Source organism: Streptomyces cavernae (assembly GCF_004023625.1).
Lineage (GTDB): Bacteria > Actinomycetota > Actinomycetes > Streptomycetales > Streptomycetaceae > Streptomyces > Streptomyces cavernae.
On the sequence record NZ_RPDJ01000031.1, the window covers coordinates 17,882 to 38,275 of the forward strand.

At 70.2% G+C, this 20,394-nt stretch carries 15 protein-coding genes; 4 read left to right on the forward strand and 11 right to left on the reverse strand.

The features are described 5' to 3' along the window. Positions 1 to 448: 448 nt before the first annotated feature. The 8 genes from EF387_RS33735 to EF387_RS33770 form a co-directional block, all read right to left on the reverse strand. On the reverse strand, positions 449 to 1,003 hold the full coding sequence (locus EF387_RS33735) for a GAF domain-containing protein (protein WP_128379411.1): 555 nt from the start codon (positions 1,001 to 1,003) through the stop codon (positions 449 to 451). After that, complete coding sequence (locus tag EF387_RS33740; protein ID WP_128379412.1) at positions 1,000 to 1,599, reverse strand: GTP-binding protein; 600 nt, start codon at positions 1,597 to 1,599, stop codon at positions 1,000 to 1,002. The genes EF387_RS33735 and EF387_RS33740 overlap by 4 nt, the downstream gene beginning before the upstream one ends. Next, on the reverse strand, positions 1,577 to 1,954 hold the full coding sequence (locus tag EF387_RS33745) for a DUF742 domain-containing protein (protein WP_128379413.1): 378 nt from the start codon (positions 1,952 to 1,954) through the stop codon (positions 1,577 to 1,579). Before EF387_RS33745 ends, EF387_RS33740 begins: the two co-directional genes overlap by 23 nt. After that, a complete protein-coding gene (locus EF387_RS33750) occupies positions 1,951 to 2,382 on the reverse strand; it encodes a roadblock/LC7 domain-containing protein (RefSeq protein WP_128379414.1) in 432 nt (143 codons plus the stop codon). Before EF387_RS33750 ends, EF387_RS33745 begins: the two co-directional genes overlap by 4 nt. Positions 2,383 to 2,450: 68 nt before the next feature. Then, positions 2,451 to 4,586 carry a sensor histidine kinase gene (locus tag EF387_RS33755; protein ID WP_202918388.1) on the reverse strand — a complete coding sequence of 712 codons (2,136 nt, stop codon included), beginning with the start codon at positions 4,584 to 4,586 and terminating at the stop codon, positions 2,451 to 2,453. Between the two features lie 582 nt (positions 4,587 to 5,168). Further along, a complete protein-coding gene (locus tag EF387_RS33760; protein WP_128379415.1) occupies positions 5,169 to 5,597 on the reverse strand; it encodes a hypothetical protein in 429 nt (142 codons plus the stop codon). Positions 5,598 to 5,769: 172 nt separating this feature from the next. Further along, a complete protein-coding gene (locus EF387_RS33765; RefSeq protein ID WP_128379416.1) occupies positions 5,770 to 7,998 on the reverse strand; it encodes a peptidoglycan recognition protein family protein in 2,229 nt (742 codons plus the stop codon). A gap of 156 nt (positions 7,999 to 8,154) precedes the next feature. Continuing rightward, positions 8,155 to 9,144: a hypothetical protein gene (locus EF387_RS33770; RefSeq protein ID WP_128380464.1), complete on the reverse strand. Its 990-nt coding sequence runs from the start codon at positions 9,142 to 9,144 to the stop codon at positions 8,155 to 8,157. Between the two features lie 206 nt (positions 9,145 to 9,350). Between EF387_RS33770 and EF387_RS33775 the strand changes: the two genes are divergently transcribed. Both EF387_RS33775 and EF387_RS33780 read left to right on the forward strand, forming a co-directional pair. Continuing rightward, a complete protein-coding gene (locus EF387_RS33775; RefSeq protein ID WP_128379417.1) occupies positions 9,351 to 9,647 on the forward strand; it encodes a heavy-metal-associated domain-containing protein in 297 nt (98 codons plus the stop codon). Positions 9,648 to 9,723: 76 nt separating this feature from the next. After that, a complete protein-coding gene (locus tag EF387_RS33780; RefSeq protein WP_128379418.1) occupies positions 9,724 to 11,991 on the forward strand; it encodes a heavy metal translocating P-type ATPase in 2,268 nt (755 codons plus the stop codon). 100 nt (positions 11,992 to 12,091) lie between these two features. On the opposite strand, the gene EF387_RS33785 is transcribed toward EF387_RS33780, so the two are convergent. Next, on the reverse strand, positions 12,092 to 13,189 hold the full coding sequence (locus EF387_RS33785; protein ID WP_128379419.1) for an LCP family protein: 1,098 nt from the start codon (positions 13,187 to 13,189) through the stop codon (positions 12,092 to 12,094). Positions 13,190 to 13,473: 284 nt separating this feature from the next. Between EF387_RS33785 and EF387_RS33790 the strand changes: the two genes are divergently transcribed. Further along, positions 13,474 to 14,745 carry a nucleotide sugar dehydrogenase gene (locus EF387_RS33790; RefSeq protein ID WP_128379420.1) on the forward strand — a complete coding sequence of 424 codons (1,272 nt, stop codon included), beginning with the start codon at positions 13,474 to 13,476 and terminating at the stop codon, positions 14,743 to 14,745. After that, positions 14,742 to 16,928: a glycosyltransferase gene (locus tag EF387_RS33795; protein ID WP_238431747.1), complete on the forward strand. Its 2,187-nt coding sequence runs from the start codon at positions 14,742 to 14,744 to the stop codon at positions 16,926 to 16,928. The genes EF387_RS33790 and EF387_RS33795 overlap by 4 nt, the downstream gene beginning before the upstream one ends. A gap of 197 nt (positions 16,929 to 17,125) precedes the next feature. Here the strand turns inward: EF387_RS33795 and EF387_RS33800 are convergent, their stop codons facing one another. After that, positions 17,126 to 18,613 carry a polysaccharide deacetylase family protein gene (locus tag EF387_RS33800; RefSeq protein ID WP_238431748.1) on the reverse strand — a complete coding sequence of 496 codons (1,488 nt, stop codon included), beginning with the start codon at positions 18,611 to 18,613 and terminating at the stop codon, positions 17,126 to 17,128. 2 nt (positions 18,614 to 18,615) lie between these two features. Next, positions 18,616 to 19,995 carry a cellulose binding domain-containing protein gene (locus tag EF387_RS33805; RefSeq protein ID WP_238431749.1) on the reverse strand — a complete coding sequence of 460 codons (1,380 nt, stop codon included), beginning with the start codon at positions 19,993 to 19,995 and terminating at the stop codon, positions 18,616 to 18,618. Positions 19,996 to 20,394: the final 399 nt, after the last annotated feature.

Below are 20,394 nucleotides of genomic sequence, written 5' to 3' on the forward strand. Positions count from 1 at the left end.
GGCCCGGCAGGCAACGTTTGCCCGGTAAGGAGCGACGTCATGGGGTCCCCCTGCTCATGGGGGTCCCCCCGCTCGAGCGCAGCCGAGAATGGGGGAGAAGTCGAGAGCTTGGGGGAGCGTGCTCTGGGGGTACCCCCGGCCGGAGGCTGGGGGGAGTGCCGGGCGGAAGTCCTCGTACTGGACGTACTTGGGCTTTCGGCCGGTGCGGCGAGTGGGGGTACCCCCTGCTCGAAGAGCTTGGGGGAGCGTGCCGGGCGTCGCGACGGGGCGAACGTTGCCTGTCGGGGCACTAGTAGGACTCCGTGAGGTCGCACTGACCTGCGACGATAGTGATCTCGCGGCAGGTGGCCCAGTGCCCCGCCGGACCAGTTCCCGCAGCTCGGTGCCGCGGGCCGGGCTGCCGGTCGGCAAGGCCGACGGCAACAGCCCCGAACCTCACGGAGTCCTACTAGAAAAGCCCCTCTTCCTCCCGCCGTTGGATCCGCTCCATCAGCTCCGCCGCCATCGCCTTGATGGTCTCCAGACCCGCCAGGCCCCAGGGACGCGGTTCGACGTCCAGGGCGCAGACCGTGCCGAGTACGACTCCGGTGCGGTCGATGAGCGGGGCGCCCAGATAGGAGCGGACGCCGAGGCCGTCGACAATCGGGTTTCCGGCGAACCGCGGGTAGTCACGGACGTCCTCCAGGACCAGGGCCTTGCCGCGGACCACCACATGGGGGCAGAAGCCGTGGTCGCGGGCGAGCCGGCGGCCCGGTGCCGTGCGGGCGCCGTCCGTGGCGGGGGTGTGCAGGCCGGCGAAGAACTGCCCCTCCTCGTCGAGGAAGTTGACCATCGCGTACGGGGTGGCGGAGACCTCGGCGAGCCGGTCGGCGAAGGCGTCGAGGACGGGTTCGGGCCGCTCCCCCAGCCCCAGCACGCGCAGTCTCCTTACCCGGGCGGGCGCCTGGGTGTCTTCCGGGGTCAGCAGCAGACGACCTGCCGGGCGCGGCGGGCCGTAGCTCATGTGTGGGCTCCATGGCTCGGGGCGGGGGCGGGCGCGTAGGCGATGAGGTGTCGTACCAGGGTCAGCAGGGTCTGTACGCCGGAGCTGGAGATCCGGGCGTCGCAGCGCACGATGGGGATCGCGGGGTCCAGGTCGATGGCCGCACGCACCTCCTCCGGGTCGTAGCGGAAGGAGCCGTCGAACTCGTTGATCGCGACGATGAAGCCGAGACCGCGTTGTTCGAAGAAGTCGACGGCCGCGAAACAGTCCTCGAGACGGCGGGTGTCGACGAGGACCACCGCGCCGAGGGCCCCCTCGGACAGTTCGTCCCACATGAACCAGAACCGCTGCTGGCCGGGCGTCCCGAACAGATACAGGACGTGTCGCTGATCGAGGGTGATTCGGCCGAAGTCCATGGCGACGGTCGTCTCGACCTTGTTCTCGACCCCGTCCAGGCTGTCGGTGGCGGCGCTCGCCGTGGTGAGCAACTCCTCCGTGCTCAGCGGCGCGATCTCGCTCACCGCTCCGACGAAGGTCGTCTTGCCGACCCCGAACCCTCCCGCCACCAGGATCTTGAGCGCCGTGGGGAAGGGGTCAGAGCTGTCGTCGTAGTCCATCGAGCACTGCCTCCAGCAGAGACCGGTCAGTGGGGATGTCGTGATAGGCGGGCGGCTTGGTGCTGAGGGCGCCGCAGTCGAGCAGGTCGGACAGCAACACCTTGGTGACCGCGGCGGGCAGCCTCAGCTGGGCGGCGACCTCGGCCACCGAGACGGGCACATGGCACAGATCGAGGGCATGCGCGTGTTCGGGGCCGAGGTAGTCCATGGGTGCCGCGCCGGTCGACATCACCTGCGACATGAGGTCGAGGGCGCTCGTCGGCCGGGTGCGGCCGTTGCTGACCGTGTAGGGGCGTACCAGCCGGCCGGCGGCGGCGTCGAGCCAGGGCTCGTCGCCGGTCGCGGTCGCGCTCAAGGCCTGGTCGCCGAGGATTCGGTGGGCTGCCGGGGTGCGGTCGTCAGATACGGCCGGACGCTCTTGACCAGCATGGCCATCTCATAGCCGAGCACCGCGGCGTCGGCCTCGCGGCCGGCGAGCACGGCGAGGCAGGTACCGGAGCCCGCGGTGGTGACGAACAGCAGGGTGGAGTCCAGTTCGACCACGACCTGGCGCACCTCTCCCCCGTCACCGAAGCGGATGCCGGCGCTGCGGCCGAGGGAGTAGAGCCCGGAGGCGAGGGCCGCCATGTGGTCGGCGCTGTCGGGGTCGAGGCCGTGCACCGACTTCACCAGCCCGTCGCAGGAGAGCAGGACGGCACTGTGGGTGTGCGGCACCCGCTGGACGAGGCCGCTCATCAGCCAGTCGAGATCTGATACCTGAGCGGTCGGCGCATCGCTCGCCATGGTGGATCGACTCCTTGGGATACGAAGGTCCGCGTGGTCTGCGGGGTCTGCGGGGGCGGAGTGGAGGGTCATCGGGCCGGGCCGGTTTCGTCGTGCGGGGCGGTGAGGCCGTGCCCTGGCGTGAGGTCGTGCCTGCCCGTCAGGTCGTGGTCGTGCCGGCCTGTGAGGTCGTGCGGGCCCGTCGGGTCGTGGTCGTGCCGGCCCGTGAGGTCGTGCGGGCCCGTGAGGTCGTGCCTGCCCGTCAGGTCGTGGTCGTGCCGGCCCGTGAGGTCGTGCGGGGAGGCTGCCGGCTGTGCCTCGGCGAGGCCGATGCCGCGCTGGAACGCCGCCATCAGGCCCGGGTCGTGGACGACGAGGGCGTCGTCCTCCGGGCGCGACAGGGGGCCGCTGCGCAACTGGGGCGCCAGGTGTTCCTGGGCGCGCCGCCTCGGCAGCGGGGGCTTGTCCGTGGCGTCGTGCACCGCTGTGTTGCGCGGCAGCAGGAGCATGCCCGCGTTCTCGGCCGCGACCCGCCGGTCCTCGGGGCGGACGCCGGGGGTGGCCGCCGCCGGATTGGGCCGCGGCTGCCCCGCTCCGCGTCGGGGCAGCGGTGCGGGGCGGGACCCGTCCGCCTGCGACGGTACGGCCCGCCGGGGACCGGGTGCGTCGCCGTGGGTATCCCGCGTCACGACGCGCCCCGCCAGGGGCTTGTGAGCTTGACCAGTGAGGGGGGCGGCCCTGACGGTGCGGGTACGCGTCTCGGCCTGGGGCCGCTGCCCGGGCTCGGCACGATGCCCTGCCTCGGCCCTCTGCCCGGCTTCGGTTCGCTGCCCGGCTTCCGCCCACTGCCCGGCTTCGGCACGTTTCCGGGGCTCGGCCCGCTGCCCGGATTCGAGCCGCCGCTCCGCCTCGGGCCGTTTCCCGGGCTCGGGCCGCTGCCGGGCCTCGGGCCGCTGCTGTGGATCGGGCCGCTGCTGTGGCTCCGGATGATTCCCCGGCTCCGGGCCCTCCCACGACGCGGCGCCGAGGAGTTCCTGGGGCAGGACCAGGACGGCCTGGATGCCGCCGTAGATGTTGGACTGCAGCCGCACCGCGATCCCGTGCCGGCGTGCCAGTTGCGACACCACGAAAAGCCCGATCCGTCCGTCCTGCAGCAGACTGGCGACGTTGACCTGGTCGGGGTCGGCGAGCAAGGCGTTCATCCGGTGCTGCTCGTCGACCGGCATGCCGAGCCCGCGGTCCTCGACCTCGACGGCCAGCCCCGAGGTGACCAGGTTGGTGCGCAGCAGGACGTGCGTGTGCGGGGCGGAGAACACCGTGGCGTTCTCGACGAGTTCGGCGAGCAGGTGGATGACGTCGGCGACCGCGTGCCCGCGCAGGGTGCCCTCGATCGGTGGTACGAGTTTGACGCGCGAGTACTGCTCGACCTCGGCGGTGGCCGCACGCAGGACCTCCGTCATGGAGACCGGGTTGCTCCACTGCCGACGTGAGACGGCGCCGCCGAGCACGGCGAGGTTCTCGGCGTGGCGCCGGGTGCGGGTGGCCAGGTGGTCCACGTGGAAGAGGCCCTTGAGCAGATCGGGGTCCTCGATCCCGTTCTCCAGCTCGTCGAGGATCAGGATCTCGCGGTGCACGAGCGACTGCAGTCGCCGGGCGAGATTGACGAAGACCTCGACCTTCTGTTCGTTGCCCACCCGGCTGGACAGCTGCGCGGCCTGGACGACGGCGCTGACGGCGGTGTCGTGGGCGCGCGCCAGGTCGTCGGCGAGCAGGTCGAACTCGTCGGCATGGGGACCGGGTGCGGCGCGCGGTGCGCGTACCGGGGGTCCCTCGCCGTGGCGCAGCGCCTCCACCAGGGCCAGCAGGTCGGCCTGACCGCGGCTGGTGGTGCGGCGCAGCTCGCCGACGCGGTCGCGTACGGACCTCGCGGCCCGGTCGGCGGCGAACGCGGCGATGAGGATGCCCGCGAGGGTGACGCCGAGCGCTCCGGAGAGGACGGCCCACAGGGTCGGGCTCGGCCGGTCCGGCGTGGTCGAGCGCACGATGAAGAGGACGGCGGCGCAGGCGCTGAGGGCGACCGCGACGGGCGGCAGGACAGCGATGCGCAGCAGTTGCGGACGTATGTGCGTCTCGGGGAGCGCGGAGGTGGTGCGGACGACCGGTCGACCGTGGCGGCCGCCCTCCCGGCGGTCTGCTCGGGCGGCCGGTGCGCGAAGGTGAGACATCGGGTCCTCGGATACGGGTGTGCGTCGTAGGCGTGGGGGCGCCCGCCGTGCGCGCGCCTTGGCGCGGCTGGGCGTGCGGCAGCGCGTCGCCGGACGGCGGACCGAAGCACTCGGTCCTGGGTAGTCCGTCGGCCACTCACCGTAGTCGCCAGAGCATCATGTGCGATGGGCAGTTGCCAAACTCGGGCCGACGGCGTCCCGCTCTGGTATGAGCACTCGTACGACAGACCGATAAACCCTTCGGGCGCATGTTCCCGTGACCATCCGAACTGATCAGAGGCGGTCACAATCGGGCAGGCGACGACATCCAGGCGGCCGGGAAGCGGGCCATCACGGCCCTCAAGGACTCACCCTTTTGCCTGCTTTTGATCACATGAGCAGTACGGCCCCAGGACTCCCCAGACCCCTCCGCAACGTCACGCGGCGTGGCGAGAACGGGTACCGTGCGGCGCGACTCCGCCGGGGAGATATCAGTCGTGAGTTCGAAGGGCTGGCCGGTGCACGGAAGGGCGACGCGGTCCGAGGTCTGTCCGGCATGCGCGTGTCCGCTTGTCCGATCCGGTCACGCGTGCGGCGCTCGGTTCACCCGAGGGACAACAGCATGCGCGCCTGTCCGACGGCCAGCACCGTGCCGGCGACGAAGAACAGCCCCTGCACGACCGCGGTGACCGGCATGCGCAGGCGCGCGTGCACGAACGCCGACACCCCCAGCGCCAGGGGAACGAGCCAGACGAGCGCCTGCAACAGGAAGGCGGAGGCGTCGCCTTCCCGCAGGGGCGACGACCCGGGCGGCTCCGAGCGTGACATCCCAATCAGGAACATCACCAGGGCCACGCCCGCCAGGGCGAGCGCATCGGCCACGGCGAGCAGCAACGCGAGCGCCACGTCGGCCAGGCGGGAGGGCCTCCGGTCCGCGGAGTCGGCCTCGTCCGCCTCCGCTTGTAAGGACTCATCCGCGGACAGGGCTTCGTCCACGGACAAGGACTCATCCACGGACAGGGCCTCGTCCACGGACAAGGACTCATCGGCGGACAAGGCTTCGTCCACGGATGAGGGCTCGTCCCCGGACGAGCCCTCATCGCCGTGGCGCCCACCATCGCCCTCACGCATTCCCGTCGGCCGGTCCACACCACGACTGCACCACGGAAGACTCGATTCCGCGCCCGCCCGTCGCGAACGCGGCCTACCTCAGGTAGACCAGGCCGTCGGCGGTGACCGTGGGGCGGCCGCTGGTGCCCACGACCACGATCTTGACGGTGTGCTTCGCGCTGCCGGTCCAGGTCCTGGTCCAGATCGCGTCGCGGTACTTGGTCGTGGTCGACTTCAGGTCCACGGTGGTGACCTTCGTGCCGTCCACGTAGATGTGCGCCTGGCCGGACGTCGTGGCGCGCGAGACCACCAATGCGGCCGAGCGGCCGGTGAACGTCCAGGTGAGCGCGGCGTTCCTGGTGGTGCTGGTGTACGACTTGCCGCCCAGGTAGCTGCTGGAGGACTTGGCGGTCCAGGTGCCCGACCTGGTGGCGGAGGTCTCCTGGAGGATCACCGGAGTGCCCGCGACGGAGGCCGTGCCGGTGTTGCCCGCCAGGTCGTGGGCGGTCATCGCCCAGGTCGTCGCGGCGCCGGGCTTGGCTGTGTGGTTGGCGCTGGTGACGGTGGGTCCGTACGCCGCGGCGGTGGGCGCGGTGAGCCGTACCTCCTTGAGCGCGGCGTTGTCCGACGCCTTCCACTTCAGGGTGAGCGGGACGGCCGTGGTGTTCACCGTGCCGGTGCGCAGGGCGAGGTTCGGCCTGGTGGTGAAGGTGGGCGCGGTGGTGTCGGCCACGACGGTGGCGGCGGACGAGGTCACGGTCTTCCCGGACTGGTGCACGGCCCGCACGGCCACCTGGTGCGTGCCCGGCTTGAGCGTCGCCTTGGCGGAGGTTGCGGTGCCCGCGGCGGTGGCCGTCGGCTGCCCGTCGACCAGCACCTCGTAGCGCGCGACGAGCGGGGCCGGGGTCGTGGCCGACCAGTTCACGGTGATGCCGGCCTTCGTGTAGTAGGTCGAACCGGACCGGCCCGCGCCGGTGACGGACTTCAGGGTGAGGCCGGTGACCGGGCCGCCCGCCCAGCTGCGGATCGTTGGCAGCCGGTCGTAGAGGGCGTCACCCGGGCACTGGGTGTTGAATCCGTCGCGGTGGCCCGAGACGGCCTGGAAGCTCAGCTTCGTGCCCTTGGTCCAGGACTTGCCGAAGTAGTTCTTCGCGTCCGCGCCGGCGGTGAGGGTGGCGGAGCCCCCCGGGTCGACCCCGTACTGCCCCAGTTTCCATGCGGCGATCCGGGCCACCGAGGTCATCGCCGGTGTCGACGGGGCGGTGGTGGTGTAGTTGCCCAGGACGGAGATTCCGGTGGACTCGGCGTTGAAGCCGTAGGTGTGGGCGCCCATCACCGGCAGGTCCACGCCGCCCTTGCGTCCCTCGTAGACGGTGCCGCACTTGTCGACGAGGAAGTTGTAGCCGATGTCCTTCCAGCCCAACTGCTGCACGTGGTAGGCGTAAATGCCACGGATGACGGCCGGTGCCTGCTCACAGGTGTAGTCGTTGGACGCCGCCGTGTGGTGGACGAACGCCGCCTTGATCTTCCCGCCGGGCAGGTAACCGGGCTCCTCGGGGCTGATCGACTCGTCCGCGCCCCAGCCCGCCCGCGAGGTGATCGGCGGCCGCGGTGCCATGGACCGCTGGGCCGACGGCACACCCGCCGAGGAGGACGGCGAAGCCGAGGACGAGGGCGGCGTGCTGGGCGTGGCACTCCCGGACGACGACAGGGAGGCAGACGCGGAGTCGGACGGCTCGACAGGCGCCGAGGGGGTCGTGGAGGCCGCCGGTGCGGAGGAGGCCGGTGACTGGGTCGAGGTCGGGGCGTCGGACGCGTACGCCGCGGGGTCCATGTCCGATCCCCCGCCGGCGCCCGGATCGATCATGTCCAGCCGCAGTCCCTCGGGCAGCCGTGCGGACTTCCTGCCGTCCACCCGGACCTCCACCCCGTCGGACGGGCCCACCCACGCGGGTTCCGTGCCGCCGCGCGCCGCGCCCTGTTCGCCCCGTCCGCTGTCGCCGTCCAACTCCAGCCAGCCGGACCACTCGCCGGTCCCGGCGTCCCGGGTGCGGACCTCCACCGTGCCGGCCACCTGGGCGGACGGGTCCGCCCAGGTGACACCGAGCAGACTGAACCGCCGGGTGTCGCGTTTGCCGAGCCGGGCTGACGAGCCGTCACCGGCCGTCTTCAACGGGGCCGTCCGGGCCTTGCTCCGGACCGGTCCGGGCTTTCCGTCGGCCCGCGCTCCGGTCGCGGTCTCTCCGGTCACCCCCTGCACGACCAGGACTCCGGAGACCCCCGCGGCCACCACCGCGGCGGCTCCCCACCAACGACGTCTCATACGACCCGCACACCTTTCCCCCGTAGACAGGGTGTTTGAAGAACACAGGGCAGATGCATAACACCTGCCCCACCGGTGACACCGGCGCAGACAGTTTGCTGTGTTCTCACCCGAGTGCGGACCCCGGCCCCGGACTGACGGTTGTTCCGGTGCGGCTCAGTGCCGGTGGCCGTCCGCGGTTTCCGCGGCGGGCCGGTCCGGGGCCTCCGGTGTGGCCGGCGCCGCACCGGAGGCCCCGGACCGGACGGTGAAGGCCGCGGTGCGGACGGTCCCTTCGTGCTTGAAGTCGAGGAACAGGCGGTACGTGCCGCTGCTGGGCGCGGTCGCGGTGAAGGAGATGCCGGGGCCGGGCTCGGTCTTCCCGTCGCCGGGTTCGCCGCCCGGGTGGACGTGGAGGTAGGCGAGGTCGCCGGAGCGCAGTGCGACGAGGTGGCCGTAGGCGCCGAGGTAGGGCTGGAGGTCGGTGACGGGCTTGCCGTCCCGGGAGACGGTGAGCTTCAGTTCGCCGGCCCTGCCCGGGCGCAGGCCGCCGGTCAGCCGGACCTGATAGCCGTCGACGGTGGCGGTGCTGTTCGGCGCGGGGACGTCCCTCGGCTCGTAGTCGCCGGAGACCGCCAGGTCGGCGCCGAGGGTGAGGTTCTCGGCCCCCTTCCGCGCCGGGGTGAAGTCGGCGAAGACGCGGTAGCCGCCGGCGCGGGGCAGGTCGACAGGGGTGCTCCAGGTGCCGTCGGCGGCACGGGTGGGGTGCAGATGGCGATAGGTCGTCAGATCGCGTGAGGCGAGGATGAGGTGGAGTTCCTTGTCGTGTTCGCGCTGGTACGCGGTGACGGCGCGGCCGTCCGCGTCCCGGATGGCGAAGCGGAGGTCGGCGCGCTGTCCGGCCGTGACACGGGGTGTCCTGAGGTCGAGGGTGTAGCCCTGCTCGGAGATCTGCAGTCCGCCGGCGGCCGGGGCGGCCGACTCGTGCTCGGCGTGGCCTCCTCCTCCCTCCGGCGCCGGTGTGCGGGACGCCTCGCCGTGACCGGTGTGGCGCGGGGACGCGCTGTCCGCGACGACGGGGTCGATGCCCTGCCCCACGCCGTACGCGGTACCGAACGTCGCGGCGAGCGTGGCGGCGAATGCGGTGATCTTCAGTGCGGTTTTCATGGCCTTCTCCCTTGACGCGGGGCCCTCAGGTCTGGATTCAGGACCTCAATGCTGTTCACCATACCCCCAGGGGGTATGGAGTCAAGGCATCGACCGGCTTGCATCTTGTACCCCCAGGGGGTATACATGGGACCCGAGCCGGATACCCCCACTCGGTACCCGGCGGATTACCACGACCGTCCAGACGGACTCTCCAGGAGGAACCCGTGTCTTCGTCTTGCTGCTCCACCGACGGCACCTGCTCGTCCGGCACCACCGCCTCCACCACTGCCGAGGCCGCGGCCACCGGGAGCGTCACCACGACCTACGCCGTCTCCGGCATGACCTGCGGCCACTGCAAGAGCACGCTCAGCAAGGTCATCGGCGAGCTGGACGGCGTGACCGAGGTCGACGTCGACCTCGCCACCGGCCGGGTCACCGTCACCAGCGCCACCGAGCCGGACGACGCGACGGTCGCCCACGTCGTCGACGAGGCCGGTTACGAGCTGACCGGACGGGCCTGACCCGCACCCCCCGAACCGCCGGGACCCGGGCCCCGCCGCCCGGGTCCCGGCCACCCACCTCGTACGAGGAGCAGCCATGACCACCACCACGAACGGCACCGCCGCCACCGAGGTAGAGCTCGCCATCGGCGGCATGACCTGCGCCTCGTGCGCGGCCCGCATCGAGAAGAAGCTCAACCGCATGGACGGTGTCACCGCCACCGTCAACTACGCCACCGAGAAGGCCAAGGTCAGCTTCGCCGATGACGTCTCCGTCCAGGACCTGATCGCCACCGTCGAGGCGACCGGGTACACCGCGCACGAACCCGCGCCCCCGCGCGACGAGTCGGAGGGCGGCGCCAAGGCGGCGGAGGCCGACGACGAACTGCGGCCGCTGCGGCAGCGGTTGATCACCGCCGTGGCGCTGGCCCTGCCCGTCATCGCCATGGCCATGGTTCCGGCATGGCAGTTCGAGTACTGGCAGTGGCTGTCGCTGACGCTGGCGGCGCCCGTCGTGACGTACGCCGCCTGGCCCTTCCACAAGGCGGCGTTCACCAACGCCCGGCACGGCGCGGCCACCATGGACACCCTCATCTCGGTGGGCACCTCGGCCGCCTTCCTGTGGTCGCTGTGGGCGCTGTTCTTCGGCACCGCGGGCACACCCGGCATGACCCACCCGTTCGAGCTCACGATCGCCAGAAGTGACGGCGCCGGGAACATCTACCTGGAGGCCGCCGCCGGTGTCACCGCCTTCATCCTGGCCGGCCGGTACTTCGAGGCCCGCTCCAAGCGCAAGGCGGGCGCGGCCCTCAAGGCTTTGCTGGAACTGGGCGCCAAGGACGTCACCGTGCTGCGCGGCGACGGGCGCGAACAGACCATCCCCACAGCCGAGTTGCAGGTCGGCGACCGCTTCCTCGTACGTCCCGGCGAGAAGATCGCCACGGACGGGACGGTCGTCGAGGGAACCTCCGCCGTGGACGCCTCGATGCTGACCGGTGAGTCCGTCCCCGTGGAGGTGGCAGCCGGCGACTCGGTCACCGGGGCGACGATCAACGCGGGCGGCCGTCTGGTCGTCGAGGCGACCCGGGTCGGCGCCGACACCCAACTCGCGCGGATGGCCAAGCTGGTCGAGGACGCGCAGAACGGCAAGGCCGCCGCACAACGCCTCGCGGACAGGATCTCCGCCGTCTTCGTACCCGTCGTGATCGCCCTCGCGCTGGGCACCCTGGGCTTCTGGCTCGGCAACGGCTCCGGGCTGACGGCCGCGTTCACCGCCGCCGTCGCCGTACTGATCATCGCCTGCCCCTGCGCCCTCGGGCTGGCCACCCCCACCGCCCTGATGGTCGGCACCGGCCGCGGCGCCCAGCTCGGCATCCTCATCAAGGGCCCGGAGGTCCTGGAGTCCACCCGCAAGGTCGACACCATCGTCCTCGACAAGACCGGCACCGTGACGACCGGCCGGATGACCTTGCTGGCCGTGCACACCGCCGAGAACACCGACGAGCCCGAAGTCCTCCGGTTGGCGGGGGCGCTGGAGCACTCCTCCGAGCACCCCATCGCCCGCGCCGTCGCCGACGGGGCACTCAGGAAGCTCGGGGCACTGCCCACGCCCGAGGACTTCGCCAACGTTCCCGGCCTCGGTGTGCAGGGCATCGTCGACGGTCACGCCGTGCTCGTCGGCCGGGAGCGGCTGCTGGCCGAGTGGGCCATGGATCTGCCGGAGGGCCTTCGGCGGGCCAAGGCCGAAGCCGAGACCGCCGGCCGTACCGCCATCGCGGTCGCCTGGGACGGCGAGGCGCGGGCCGTCCTCGAGGTCGCCGACGCGGTGAAGGACACCAGCGCGGAGGCGATCACCCGGCTGCGGGCGCTGGGTCTGACGCCGATCCTGCTGACCGGCGACAACAAGGCGGTGGCCGAGGCGGTCGCCCGCGAGGTCGGCATCGACGCCTCGGACGTCATCGCCGAAGTCCTCCCGCAGGACAAGGTCGACGTGGTCAAGCGGCTCCAGGACGAGGGGCGTTCCGTCGCCATGGTCGGGGACGGGGTCAACGACGCCGCCGCCCTGGCCCAGGCCGACCTCGGCCTCGCCATGGGCACCGGCACCGACGCCGCCATCGAGGCCGGCGACCTGACGCTCGTACGGGGCGACCTGAGGGCCGCGGCGGACGCCATCCGCCTCGCCCGCAAGACCCTCGGCACCATCCGGTCCAACCTGTTCTGGGCGTTCGCCTACAACGTGGCCGCCCTGCCGCTCGCCGCGGCCGGGCTGCTCAACCCGATGATCGCGGGAGCGGCCATGGCCTTCTCCTCGGTCTTCGTCGTCGGCAACTCCCTGCGGCTGCGCTCCTTCCGCGCCACCGGCTGAACCACCCGCTCAGCCACCCACCGGGGCGGACCCACCGGTCCGCCCCGGCTGCGTGCCGCCGGGCCTGGTCGGCCGGTCGCCGGATCAGCCCGTCCCCGGATCAGCCGGTCGCCGGGGGCTTGCGCACCGATTCCGGGATCTCGGAGTCGGTGCGGATCGCCTCCCACAAGTCGGCCGCCTGCGGCTCGGCGGCCACGACCCGGTTCGGGTCGGTCTTGTCGTACTCGACCGGGAGCATGATCGTGTCCATGCTCGACGGGTCGATGCCTTGCATGCTCTGCCCGAACTCGGCCAGAGCCGTGAGCGAGGCGAGAGTGGAGTCGGTGGTGAGCGCCTCGGTGAGCTCGTCGGCGATCCGGTAGGTCTTCGTGGGGCTGCCGAGCAGGTCCTGCTTCTTGATCTCGGAGAGCAGGGCGACCAGGAACTGCTGCTGGCGGCCGATGCGGCCGAGGTCGCTTCCGTCGCCGATGCCCTTGCGGGCCCGGACGAAGGCGAGCGACTCGGTGCCGTTCAGCCGGTTGGGGCCCGCCTGGAGATCGAGTCCGGCCGACGAGTCCCGGACGGGCTCGTCGACGGTGACCGTCACTCCGCCGATCGCGTCGACGATGTCCTTGAAACCGGCGAAGTCCACCTCGATCAGATGGTCGACCCGGACATCGCTCATCTGCTCGACGGTCTTCGCCGTACAGGCCGGCCCGAACTCGGCGTAGACCGAGTTGAACATCGTCCGTTCCCGGCCGGGGGCCACCGTCCCGTCGTCCCGCGTGCACTCGGGGCGGGTGACGAGCGTGTCGCGCGGGATGCTCACCGCGACCGCCTCGGTCCGCCCCCCGGTTATGTGCACCAGCAACGTGGTGTCGGAACGCGCGCCGCTCACCGCGGCCCCGTCGAGGGCCGCGTTGTCGCCGGCCCGGGTGTCCGAGCCGAGGACGAGCAGGTTCATGGCGTCCCCGGCCGCCTCCTCCCGCTTTGGCCGGTTCTTCTCGTCGCCCAGCGCCCGGTCCAGGTCGACCGCGCGGTCCTCCAGGTTGGAGTCGAGGCCCTCGTACAGCCACCAGGCCGTCCCACCACCGGCCAGCACCGCCGCCACCAGCCCCAACAGGATGCCCCGGCGCATCCGCCGCCCACGGGAAGGGGCCTTCCGACGCTGCTGCCTGCGGGCCCGGCGCCCGCCGACAGGGGAGTGAGCGTGGCTCATTTCGCTCCGGTTCTCCGTCGTTCTTCGGATGACGTCACCTTCGGTTTCGCAGTCGATGCGTAGAGCACCGAGGCGCGGGGAAGGGGGGATTGATTGAGACACAGAAGGCCCACCAATGGTTGTACGCCTTGTGGGTGACGAGAGGCACTTCCCGGAACTGGTATCACTCCTGTGAAGTTCTTGTTAGCATCCTCACTCTTGTCCAGTTTTTGAGAACTCAAGTTCGGACCCGCAGGCGGCCGAGGCTGTCGGGCCGGGGTCCGGACTGGGGTGGGGAAGGTCTCGTGAACAGAGCCACCACGGTGGATCTTGTCGTTGTCGGGCTCGGCTACGTGGGGCTGCCCTTGGCCCGTTCCGCTGCTGCCGCCGGGCTCAAGGTGGCCGGTCTCGACCGCAGCCGTCGGGTCGTCGACGGCCTGAACGCCGGCCGCTCGCACGTGGACGACATCACCGACGCCGAGGTCCGCACGATGCTCGAGCAGGGCTTCAAGGCGGTCGACCGGGCCGACGTCATCTCCAGCGCCGCCGCGGTCGTCATCTGTGTACCCACGCCCCTGACCGAGCACGGCGCCCCCGACCTCGGGGCGGTGCACTCCGCGGTCGAGGACATCGCCACCCACCTCACTCCCGGAACGCTCGTCGTCCTCGAGTCGACCACGTACCCGGGCACCACCGAAGAAGTCGTCCGGCCCCGGCTGGAGGCCGGCGGCCTCAAGGTCGGCGAGGACTTCCACCTCGCCTTCTCCCCCGAGCGCATCGACCCGGGCAACCCCGAGTTCGGCCTGGAGAACACACCCAAGGTGGTCGGCGGCGTCACGGCGGACTGCACCAAGGCCGCGCGCGCCCTCTACGAGCGCTTCGTGGGGCGCGTCGTCGAGGCGAAGGGCACCCGCGAGGCCGAGATGGCCAAGCTCCTGGAGAACACCTACCGGCATGTGAACATCGCCCTCGTCAACGAGATGTCGATGTTCTGCCGCGAGATCGGTGTCGACCTGTGGGACGCGATCCGCTGCGCCTCCACCAAGCCGTTCGGTTTCGCCCCGTTCTACCCCGGCCCGGGCGTCGGCGGCCACTGCATACCCATCGACCCCAACTACCTGTCGTACAAGGTCCGCTCGCTCGGCATTCCGTTCCGCTTCGTGGAGCTGGCGCAGGAGATCAACCAGCGCATGCCCGTGCACGTGGTCAACCGGGCCGCCGACCTGCTGAACGACCACAGCAAGGCGATCCGGGGCTCCCGGATCCTGCTGCTCGGCGTGACGTACAAGCCCGACATCTCCGACCAGCGGGAGAGCCCGGCCCTCACGGTGGCCGAGAACCTTCGCGCACGCGGCGCCGAACTCGTCTACTTCGACCCGCGGGTCGAGAACTGGACGGTCGGCGGAGTGCCCGTCGAGCGGGTGGACGACTACCTGGCGGCGGCCGAGTCCGCGGACCTGACCATCCTGCTCCAGCCGCACCGGGAGATCGACCTGGCCCAGCTGGCCGACCGGACCCAGCTGCTGTTCGACACCCGAGGAAAATCGGCCGACCATCCGCGGGTGGTCAAGCTGTGAGTTCCGAGGATGAGTACATACCCGGCGCCGTCGACGGCGGACGCAGCGGGCACCGCAGGCGCAGGCAGCTGAAGGTCTCGTACTTCGTCTTCCTGGCCCTCGCGGCACTGATCGCCACCCGGCTCGATGCGGGCTCCCTGCATCTGTACTCCTTCGGTGCCATGGGTCTGCTGACCCTGAAGATGTTCGGCGCCCTCTTCTACCGTCCGGCCAAGGCGGGGCGGGAGGAGCTGGAGTACCTCGAGCAGTCCTGGGTCACCGCGGTCATCCCGATCTACAACGAGGACCCGGTGATGTTCGAGCAGGGCCTGCGCAGCCTCCTCGCGCAGAGCCGGCTGCCGAACGAGATCCACATCATCGACGACGCCAGCGCCGACTCAGGGGGCATCCGGGCGGCGAAGAAGATGCGCCGCGAGTTCGAGGCCAAGGGCGTGAAGTACACGGTCAGTGTGCAGCCCGAGAACAAGGGCAAGCGCGAGGCGCTCGCGCTGGGCTTCGAGGCGGCGCCGTACTCCGACATCTTCCTCTGTGTCGACTCCGACACGATCCTGTCCCGGGACACGGTCCGTGAGCTGCTGCTGCCACTGGCCGACGAGCGCGTCATGGCCTCCACCGGCATGGTGCTGGCGCTCAACCACGACAGCAACATCTTCACGCGTCTGCAGGACCTGCGGTACGGGAACTCGTTCCTGTTCGAGCGGGCCGCGTACTCGCGTCTGAAGTCGGTGCTGTGCTGTTGCGGCGCGCTCTCCGCCTACCGGGGATCGCTGGTCCGCAAGTACCTCCCGGACTTCCTCAACCAGCAGTTCCTGGGCAAGCCGGCCGTCTTCGGCGACGACCGCCGGATGACGAACTACTGCCTCATGGAGGGCCAGGTCGTCTTCCAGGAGACCGCCGTCGGCTACACGGCCGTGCCGGAGAAGCTGCCGCACTTCCTGCGCCAGCAGGTCCGCTGGAACAAGTCGTTCTTCCGCGAGTCCCTGTGGGCCTTCCGCAACCAGAAGAAGCTGCGGCCGGCCTTCTGGCTGACCTGCATGGAACTGGCGCTGTGGCTGGTCTTCGGCTCGGCGATGTTCTACTCGATGGTCATCCTGCCGATCATGCACCCCGACCGGTTCCTCAACCACATCGGGGACTACCTCGTCTTCATGGTGCTCATGGGGTACCTCCGCAATGTGCGGTACCTCGACTTCCCCCGCCGGGGCATGGGCTTCATCAAGCGCTTCGGCATGTTCCTGCTCGCCCCGCTCTACGGCGTGATCCAGCTGACCCTGCTCACGCCGCTCCGCTTCTACGCCCTGGTCACCCTGAGCAAGGGCAGTTGGGGCACCCGTCAGGGCGGTGTCGAGGTGTCCGTCGCCGGGCACGAGGACGAAGTATCCGCGGTCTGGGAGGAAGAGGACCCGTACTCCGACCCGAAGGTCGGCGAGACGCTCCAGCTCATGCGTCTCGAGGGCCTGGCGCTGCGGCGGACGACGCCTCCGCGGTCGGCCGTCATCAACGAACAGCCGCTCCCGCCCGGCATGGCGACCGTCGGCCATGTGCGGGAGTACGGCCGTACGGCTCCTCAGCAGCCGGTGACTTGGGGAGCCCCGGCCCAGGCGGCCGCCGGACAGCCCCCCAACGGGCAGTGGCAGCAGGGCGGAGCGCCTCGCCCCGGCCATGGGCAGGGGCCCGGCCCCGGGCCCGGTCAGGGCCAATACCCCGGGCAGGGTCAGTACCCGGCGGGCCAGGGACAGTACCCGGGGCAGGGGCAGCATCCCGGCCAGGGCCAGTACCCCGGCCAGGGGCAGTACCCGGGCCAGGGCCAGCACCCCGGCCAGGGCCAGGGGCAGTACCCGGGCCAGGGACAGTACCCGGGGCAGGGGCAGCATCCCGGCCAGGGCCAGTACCCTGGCCAGGGCCAGGGGCAGTACCCGGGCCAGGGCCAGCACCCCGGCCAGGGCCAGCACCCCGGCCAGGGCCAGGGCCAGGGCCAGGGGCAGTACCCGGGCCAGGGACAGCACCCCGGCCAGGGCCAGCACCCGGGCCAAGGGCAGCACCCCGGCTGGCAGGGACCCGGGCAGCAGCAATGGCAGGCCGGCCAGCACGACCCGTACCAGACGGGCGTCGACACCCGTCAGGCCGAGTACGTGGATCCCCACCTGCATCCGGGCAACGGGCAAGGCGGCTGGCGGCAGTGACCGCCGGCGACCGCCCCGACGGCCGCCAGGATTGACGGCCGCAGGTACGACGGAAGGGGGCGGGCCGCACGGATCATGTCCGTGCGGCCCGCCCCCTTCGTGTTCGGGTCTCCGTCTGCACCGGCTTCCCGGCTTCTCCAGACGGCCTCTTCACGAATTCTTGCGGCCCGCACACGGGTACGGGCCGCCGTGCCCTGTCAGGTGTAGTAGGCCATGGCTTCCTCGACCGTCACGACGGGCATGTCCCGGTCCTTGATCGCCTGCATCAGCGTTGACAGGCCGGCCTTGCCGATCTCCGTGCTGGTCGCGGGAGTCCCGTCGACGACCTTGTGCAGACAGAGGATGAGCCAGTCACCGCTGTTGGCGCAGCGGTCGAGTCTGCCGCCCGCGCCCGTCACCTTCGACAGCGCCGTACCGCCGATTCCCGTACCGTCGTTGATGCCGGTCAGCGCCTTCAGGCGGTAGGGCATCGCCGGGGCGAAGGACTCGATCGTCTCGGAGATGATCGACCTGGCCGTGGTGAAGTGGCGGCTCGCGATCAGGTCCACCGGGACACCGTCGGTGGTCTTCTGGAACGCACCGTGCGGATAGGCGAAGTGCTCACTCTTGAAGCCGTTGGACACCAGCCACTCGCGCAGCTTGCGGAAGTCGGTGTCCGCCTGCTCCGCGGTGAGTTTGGGATAGCTGGCCGTGTGGGTGGCGTTCGCGTAGGAGTGCCCCGCCATCTCCCAGCCGGAGAAGTCCTGCATCGAACGCATCTGGTCGATCGTCAGGAAGTTCCCGGTCCCGATCGCGTCGGCGATGTTGTAGACCGTACCGGGGAAGCCGAAGGCGTCCATCACCGGCCGGCCGATGTCGTGGATGGACTTGTGGGAGTCGTCGAAGGTGATCGAGACGACGCCCTTGGGGAAGACGGAGGAGGTGTCGGGTATCGCCTCGACCGCCTGCAGCCGGTAGGTCACCGCGCCGCCCGCGTTGTCGTACACGGCGAACGACATGTCGGTGAAGCCGGTCTTGGTGGAGGGGTTGCCGGCGGCCGAGATCGAGTACGTGCCGGCGGCGCTGGTGACGTCGGCCCACTGCAGGTGGACCGTCACCCATTCTCCCGACTGGACGTAGTTGGCCGCCGTCGCGGAGTGGGCGTGGAACGTCCAGGAGAAGTTGTTCGCGAGGGAACCGCTGCCCAGGTAGAAGACCAGCTTCGACAGGTTGGCCACGTCATCGACCCGGAAGATCAGCCTGAGCATCTTGCCGGTCAGGTTCATCGCCGTCATACCGGTCTTGCGTATGTACGACTGCTTGCCCGTACCGTTCGTGGTCACCCGGACCGCCTGCGTACCGCGGACGAAGACGGTCTTGTCGTTCGCCTCGGACGAGGCGGTGCCGGCGCCTCCGGCGGTCCAGCCGTGCCCCGCCTGGAACTGCTGGCTCCAGGTGGCTCGGCGCTGCTTGGGGCGCCGCCCGGACGGCGCGTACAGCGGAGGCGTGGCGAGCCCTCCGATTCCCCCTGCGGCGGCGGGGGCGGCCTGGGCCTTTGTGGCCAGATTGCCCGCCCAGGCGCCACCGGCCGCCATGGCGAGGCCGCCGGCCCCGCCAAGGAACAGCGCGGAACGCCGGCTCACCACTGCTTTCTCGCGCTCCGCCGCAGCAGCGCGGCTGCGGGCGCGGGTCCCCCTCTTGCTCACCCTTACTCCTGAACCGTGTCGAAGTAGTTCATGCCGTTGTCGGTGAAGCCCTTGACTGCGGTGTCGACTGCGTTTTCCGACAAGGCTTTGTTCTCGTTGTAGTACAGCCAGTCAACTTTCATGTCCCAGGTTCGGTCACCCTTGAAGGGCAGGTCTATGAACCAGTGATTGAAGTTGATCGACATTCCCGCTCGGGGAGCGTACTTGCCGTTGCTGCTGAACAGTTTCTTTCCGTCCAGCCAGTAGGTGACGACATCGTCCTCGACGGTGATCATCACGGTGTGCCAGCCGGCGAGACTCTTGTTCGTCGTGTTGTAGACACGGTCGTTGGTCTCGTGGTCGTACCAGGTGACGGTGTCGAGCTTGGGTCCGAGCCGTCCCCAACCGCCGTTGGGCATGTACTCGTTGTCGAGCTCGCTGTAGGTCTTGCCCTTGCCGCCGATCGTGTAGAAGGTCTGGTTGACGTGGTCGCCCTTCTCACCCGTCGTCGGCTTGTCGCTGAACAGGACCCGGGCGGCGTAGGTGCCTTCGCGGAACTTGTCCGAGGAACTGCCCAGACTGGCCTGTTTCGTACCGGCCTCGGTGCCGTCCGTGCTGGCGCGCAGCTGGAGCACCTGGCCGTCGCCCTCGGCGTCCTCCTCGGCGGGGAAGCTCACGCCGTCGGGAGTCCAGGTGTCCTCGATCCCCGGGCCGCCCTTGCTGCTGCGGACCAGCCAGCCATGCTTGAACAGGGCCGGGTCCTTGGCACCCACGTAGTTGAAGTTGTCGAAGACGACTCCCGCCGGAGCGGTCGGCACCTCGGTGGGCGCGGTGGAGGCCTTCGGGGCCTTCTTCTCACTGTCCTTGGTGGTGCCATCCGGTTCCTCGCCCCAGGCGAGCAGTCCCCGCTTGTACGCGGTCACCTTCTTCGACTGTTTGAAGCTCGTCATCTCGCCGTCGAAGGAGCGGTCGTTGGACTGCTTCATCTCCTTGTGGTCGGTCCGGAAGAGCTGCAGATCGATACCACGGCTGTTGGCGCTGGGCTTCAGGGTGCCGGCGTCGTCGGTGAACCGGATCTCGAGATAGTGGTCCGCGGTGTCGGTGGCGTCGTCCATGGCGACGACGGTGCCGGCGATGTTCGAGCAGCCGATCTCGGCCTGCACACAGTTGAAGGCGTACGAGCCGGCACCGTCCGCGGTGAAGTAGTAGCGCAGCGACACATCGCTGAGCGGCAGCGCCTTCTTCGTCTCGTTGAAGATCTCCAGCGCCGGCTTCGCCACCGTGGCCTTGGCGGAAGTCTGCGTCCGGTAGCGGATCGTGAGCTCCGCCGGGTCCGGGTTCGCCGCACGCCACACCGGATAGAGCGCCGTCCCGCCGGCGCCGACCGCTCCGATGACGAGCAACAATTTGATCTTGGGCCATACCCGACGTCGGGGAGGGCGACGACGTGCAGACGCCACGGAAGCTCCTCGGGAGGAAACAGATGGTCATGAGGTTGAAATGATCAAACGATCACTGCATCTGATCAGATCGTGTGCAGATCCTATAGGGGACCTGTCACTAGAAGGAGCGGAACTGGTGACGATACGGAAACCTGGAGGTCGGGCTGCCGCCATCTCCGGTAGCGGATCGCCGGACCGGTCCCGTACCGCACACGCTCGGACACAAGCGGTGGTCAAGCCGTGGTCATACAAAGACCCCCGCCGTTCCGTTCACCGGATCGACGGGGGCCGCGCAGAGGTGATCTGGGTGTGCTGTCCGGAGGGGGCTGTCGAGGTGCCGTCCGGAGGGGCTGTCGAGGT

Coding starts and splice junctions, on each gene's coding strand:
- EF387_RS33780 (WP_128379418.1), top strand. CDS start 9,724: ATGACCACCACCACGAACGGCACCGCCGCCACCGAGGTAGAGCTCGCC.
- EF387_RS33785 (WP_128379419.1), bottom strand. CDS start 13,189: ATGAGCCACGCTCACTCCCCTGTCGGCGGGCGCCGGGCCCGCAGGCAG.
- EF387_RS33735 (WP_128379411.1), bottom strand. CDS start 1,003: ATGAGCTACGGCCCGCCGCGCCCGGCAGGTCGTCTGCTGCTGACCCCG.
- EF387_RS33750 (WP_128379414.1), bottom strand. CDS start 2,382: ATGGCGAGCGATGCGCCGACCGCTCAGGTATCAGATCTCGACTGGCTG.
- EF387_RS33770 (WP_128380464.1), bottom strand. CDS start 9,144: ATGAAAACCGCACTGAAGATCACCGCATTCGCCGCCACGCTCGCCGCG.
- EF387_RS33765 (WP_128379416.1), bottom strand. CDS start 7,998: ATGAGACGTCGTTGGTGGGGAGCCGCCGCGGTGGTGGCCGCGGGGGTC.
- EF387_RS33755 (WP_202918388.1), bottom strand. CDS start 4,586: ATGTCTCACCTTCGCGCACCGGCCGCCCGAGCAGACCGCCGGGAGGGC.
- EF387_RS33740 (WP_128379412.1), bottom strand. CDS start 1,599: ATGGACTACGACGACAGCTCTGACCCCTTCCCCACGGCGCTCAAGATC.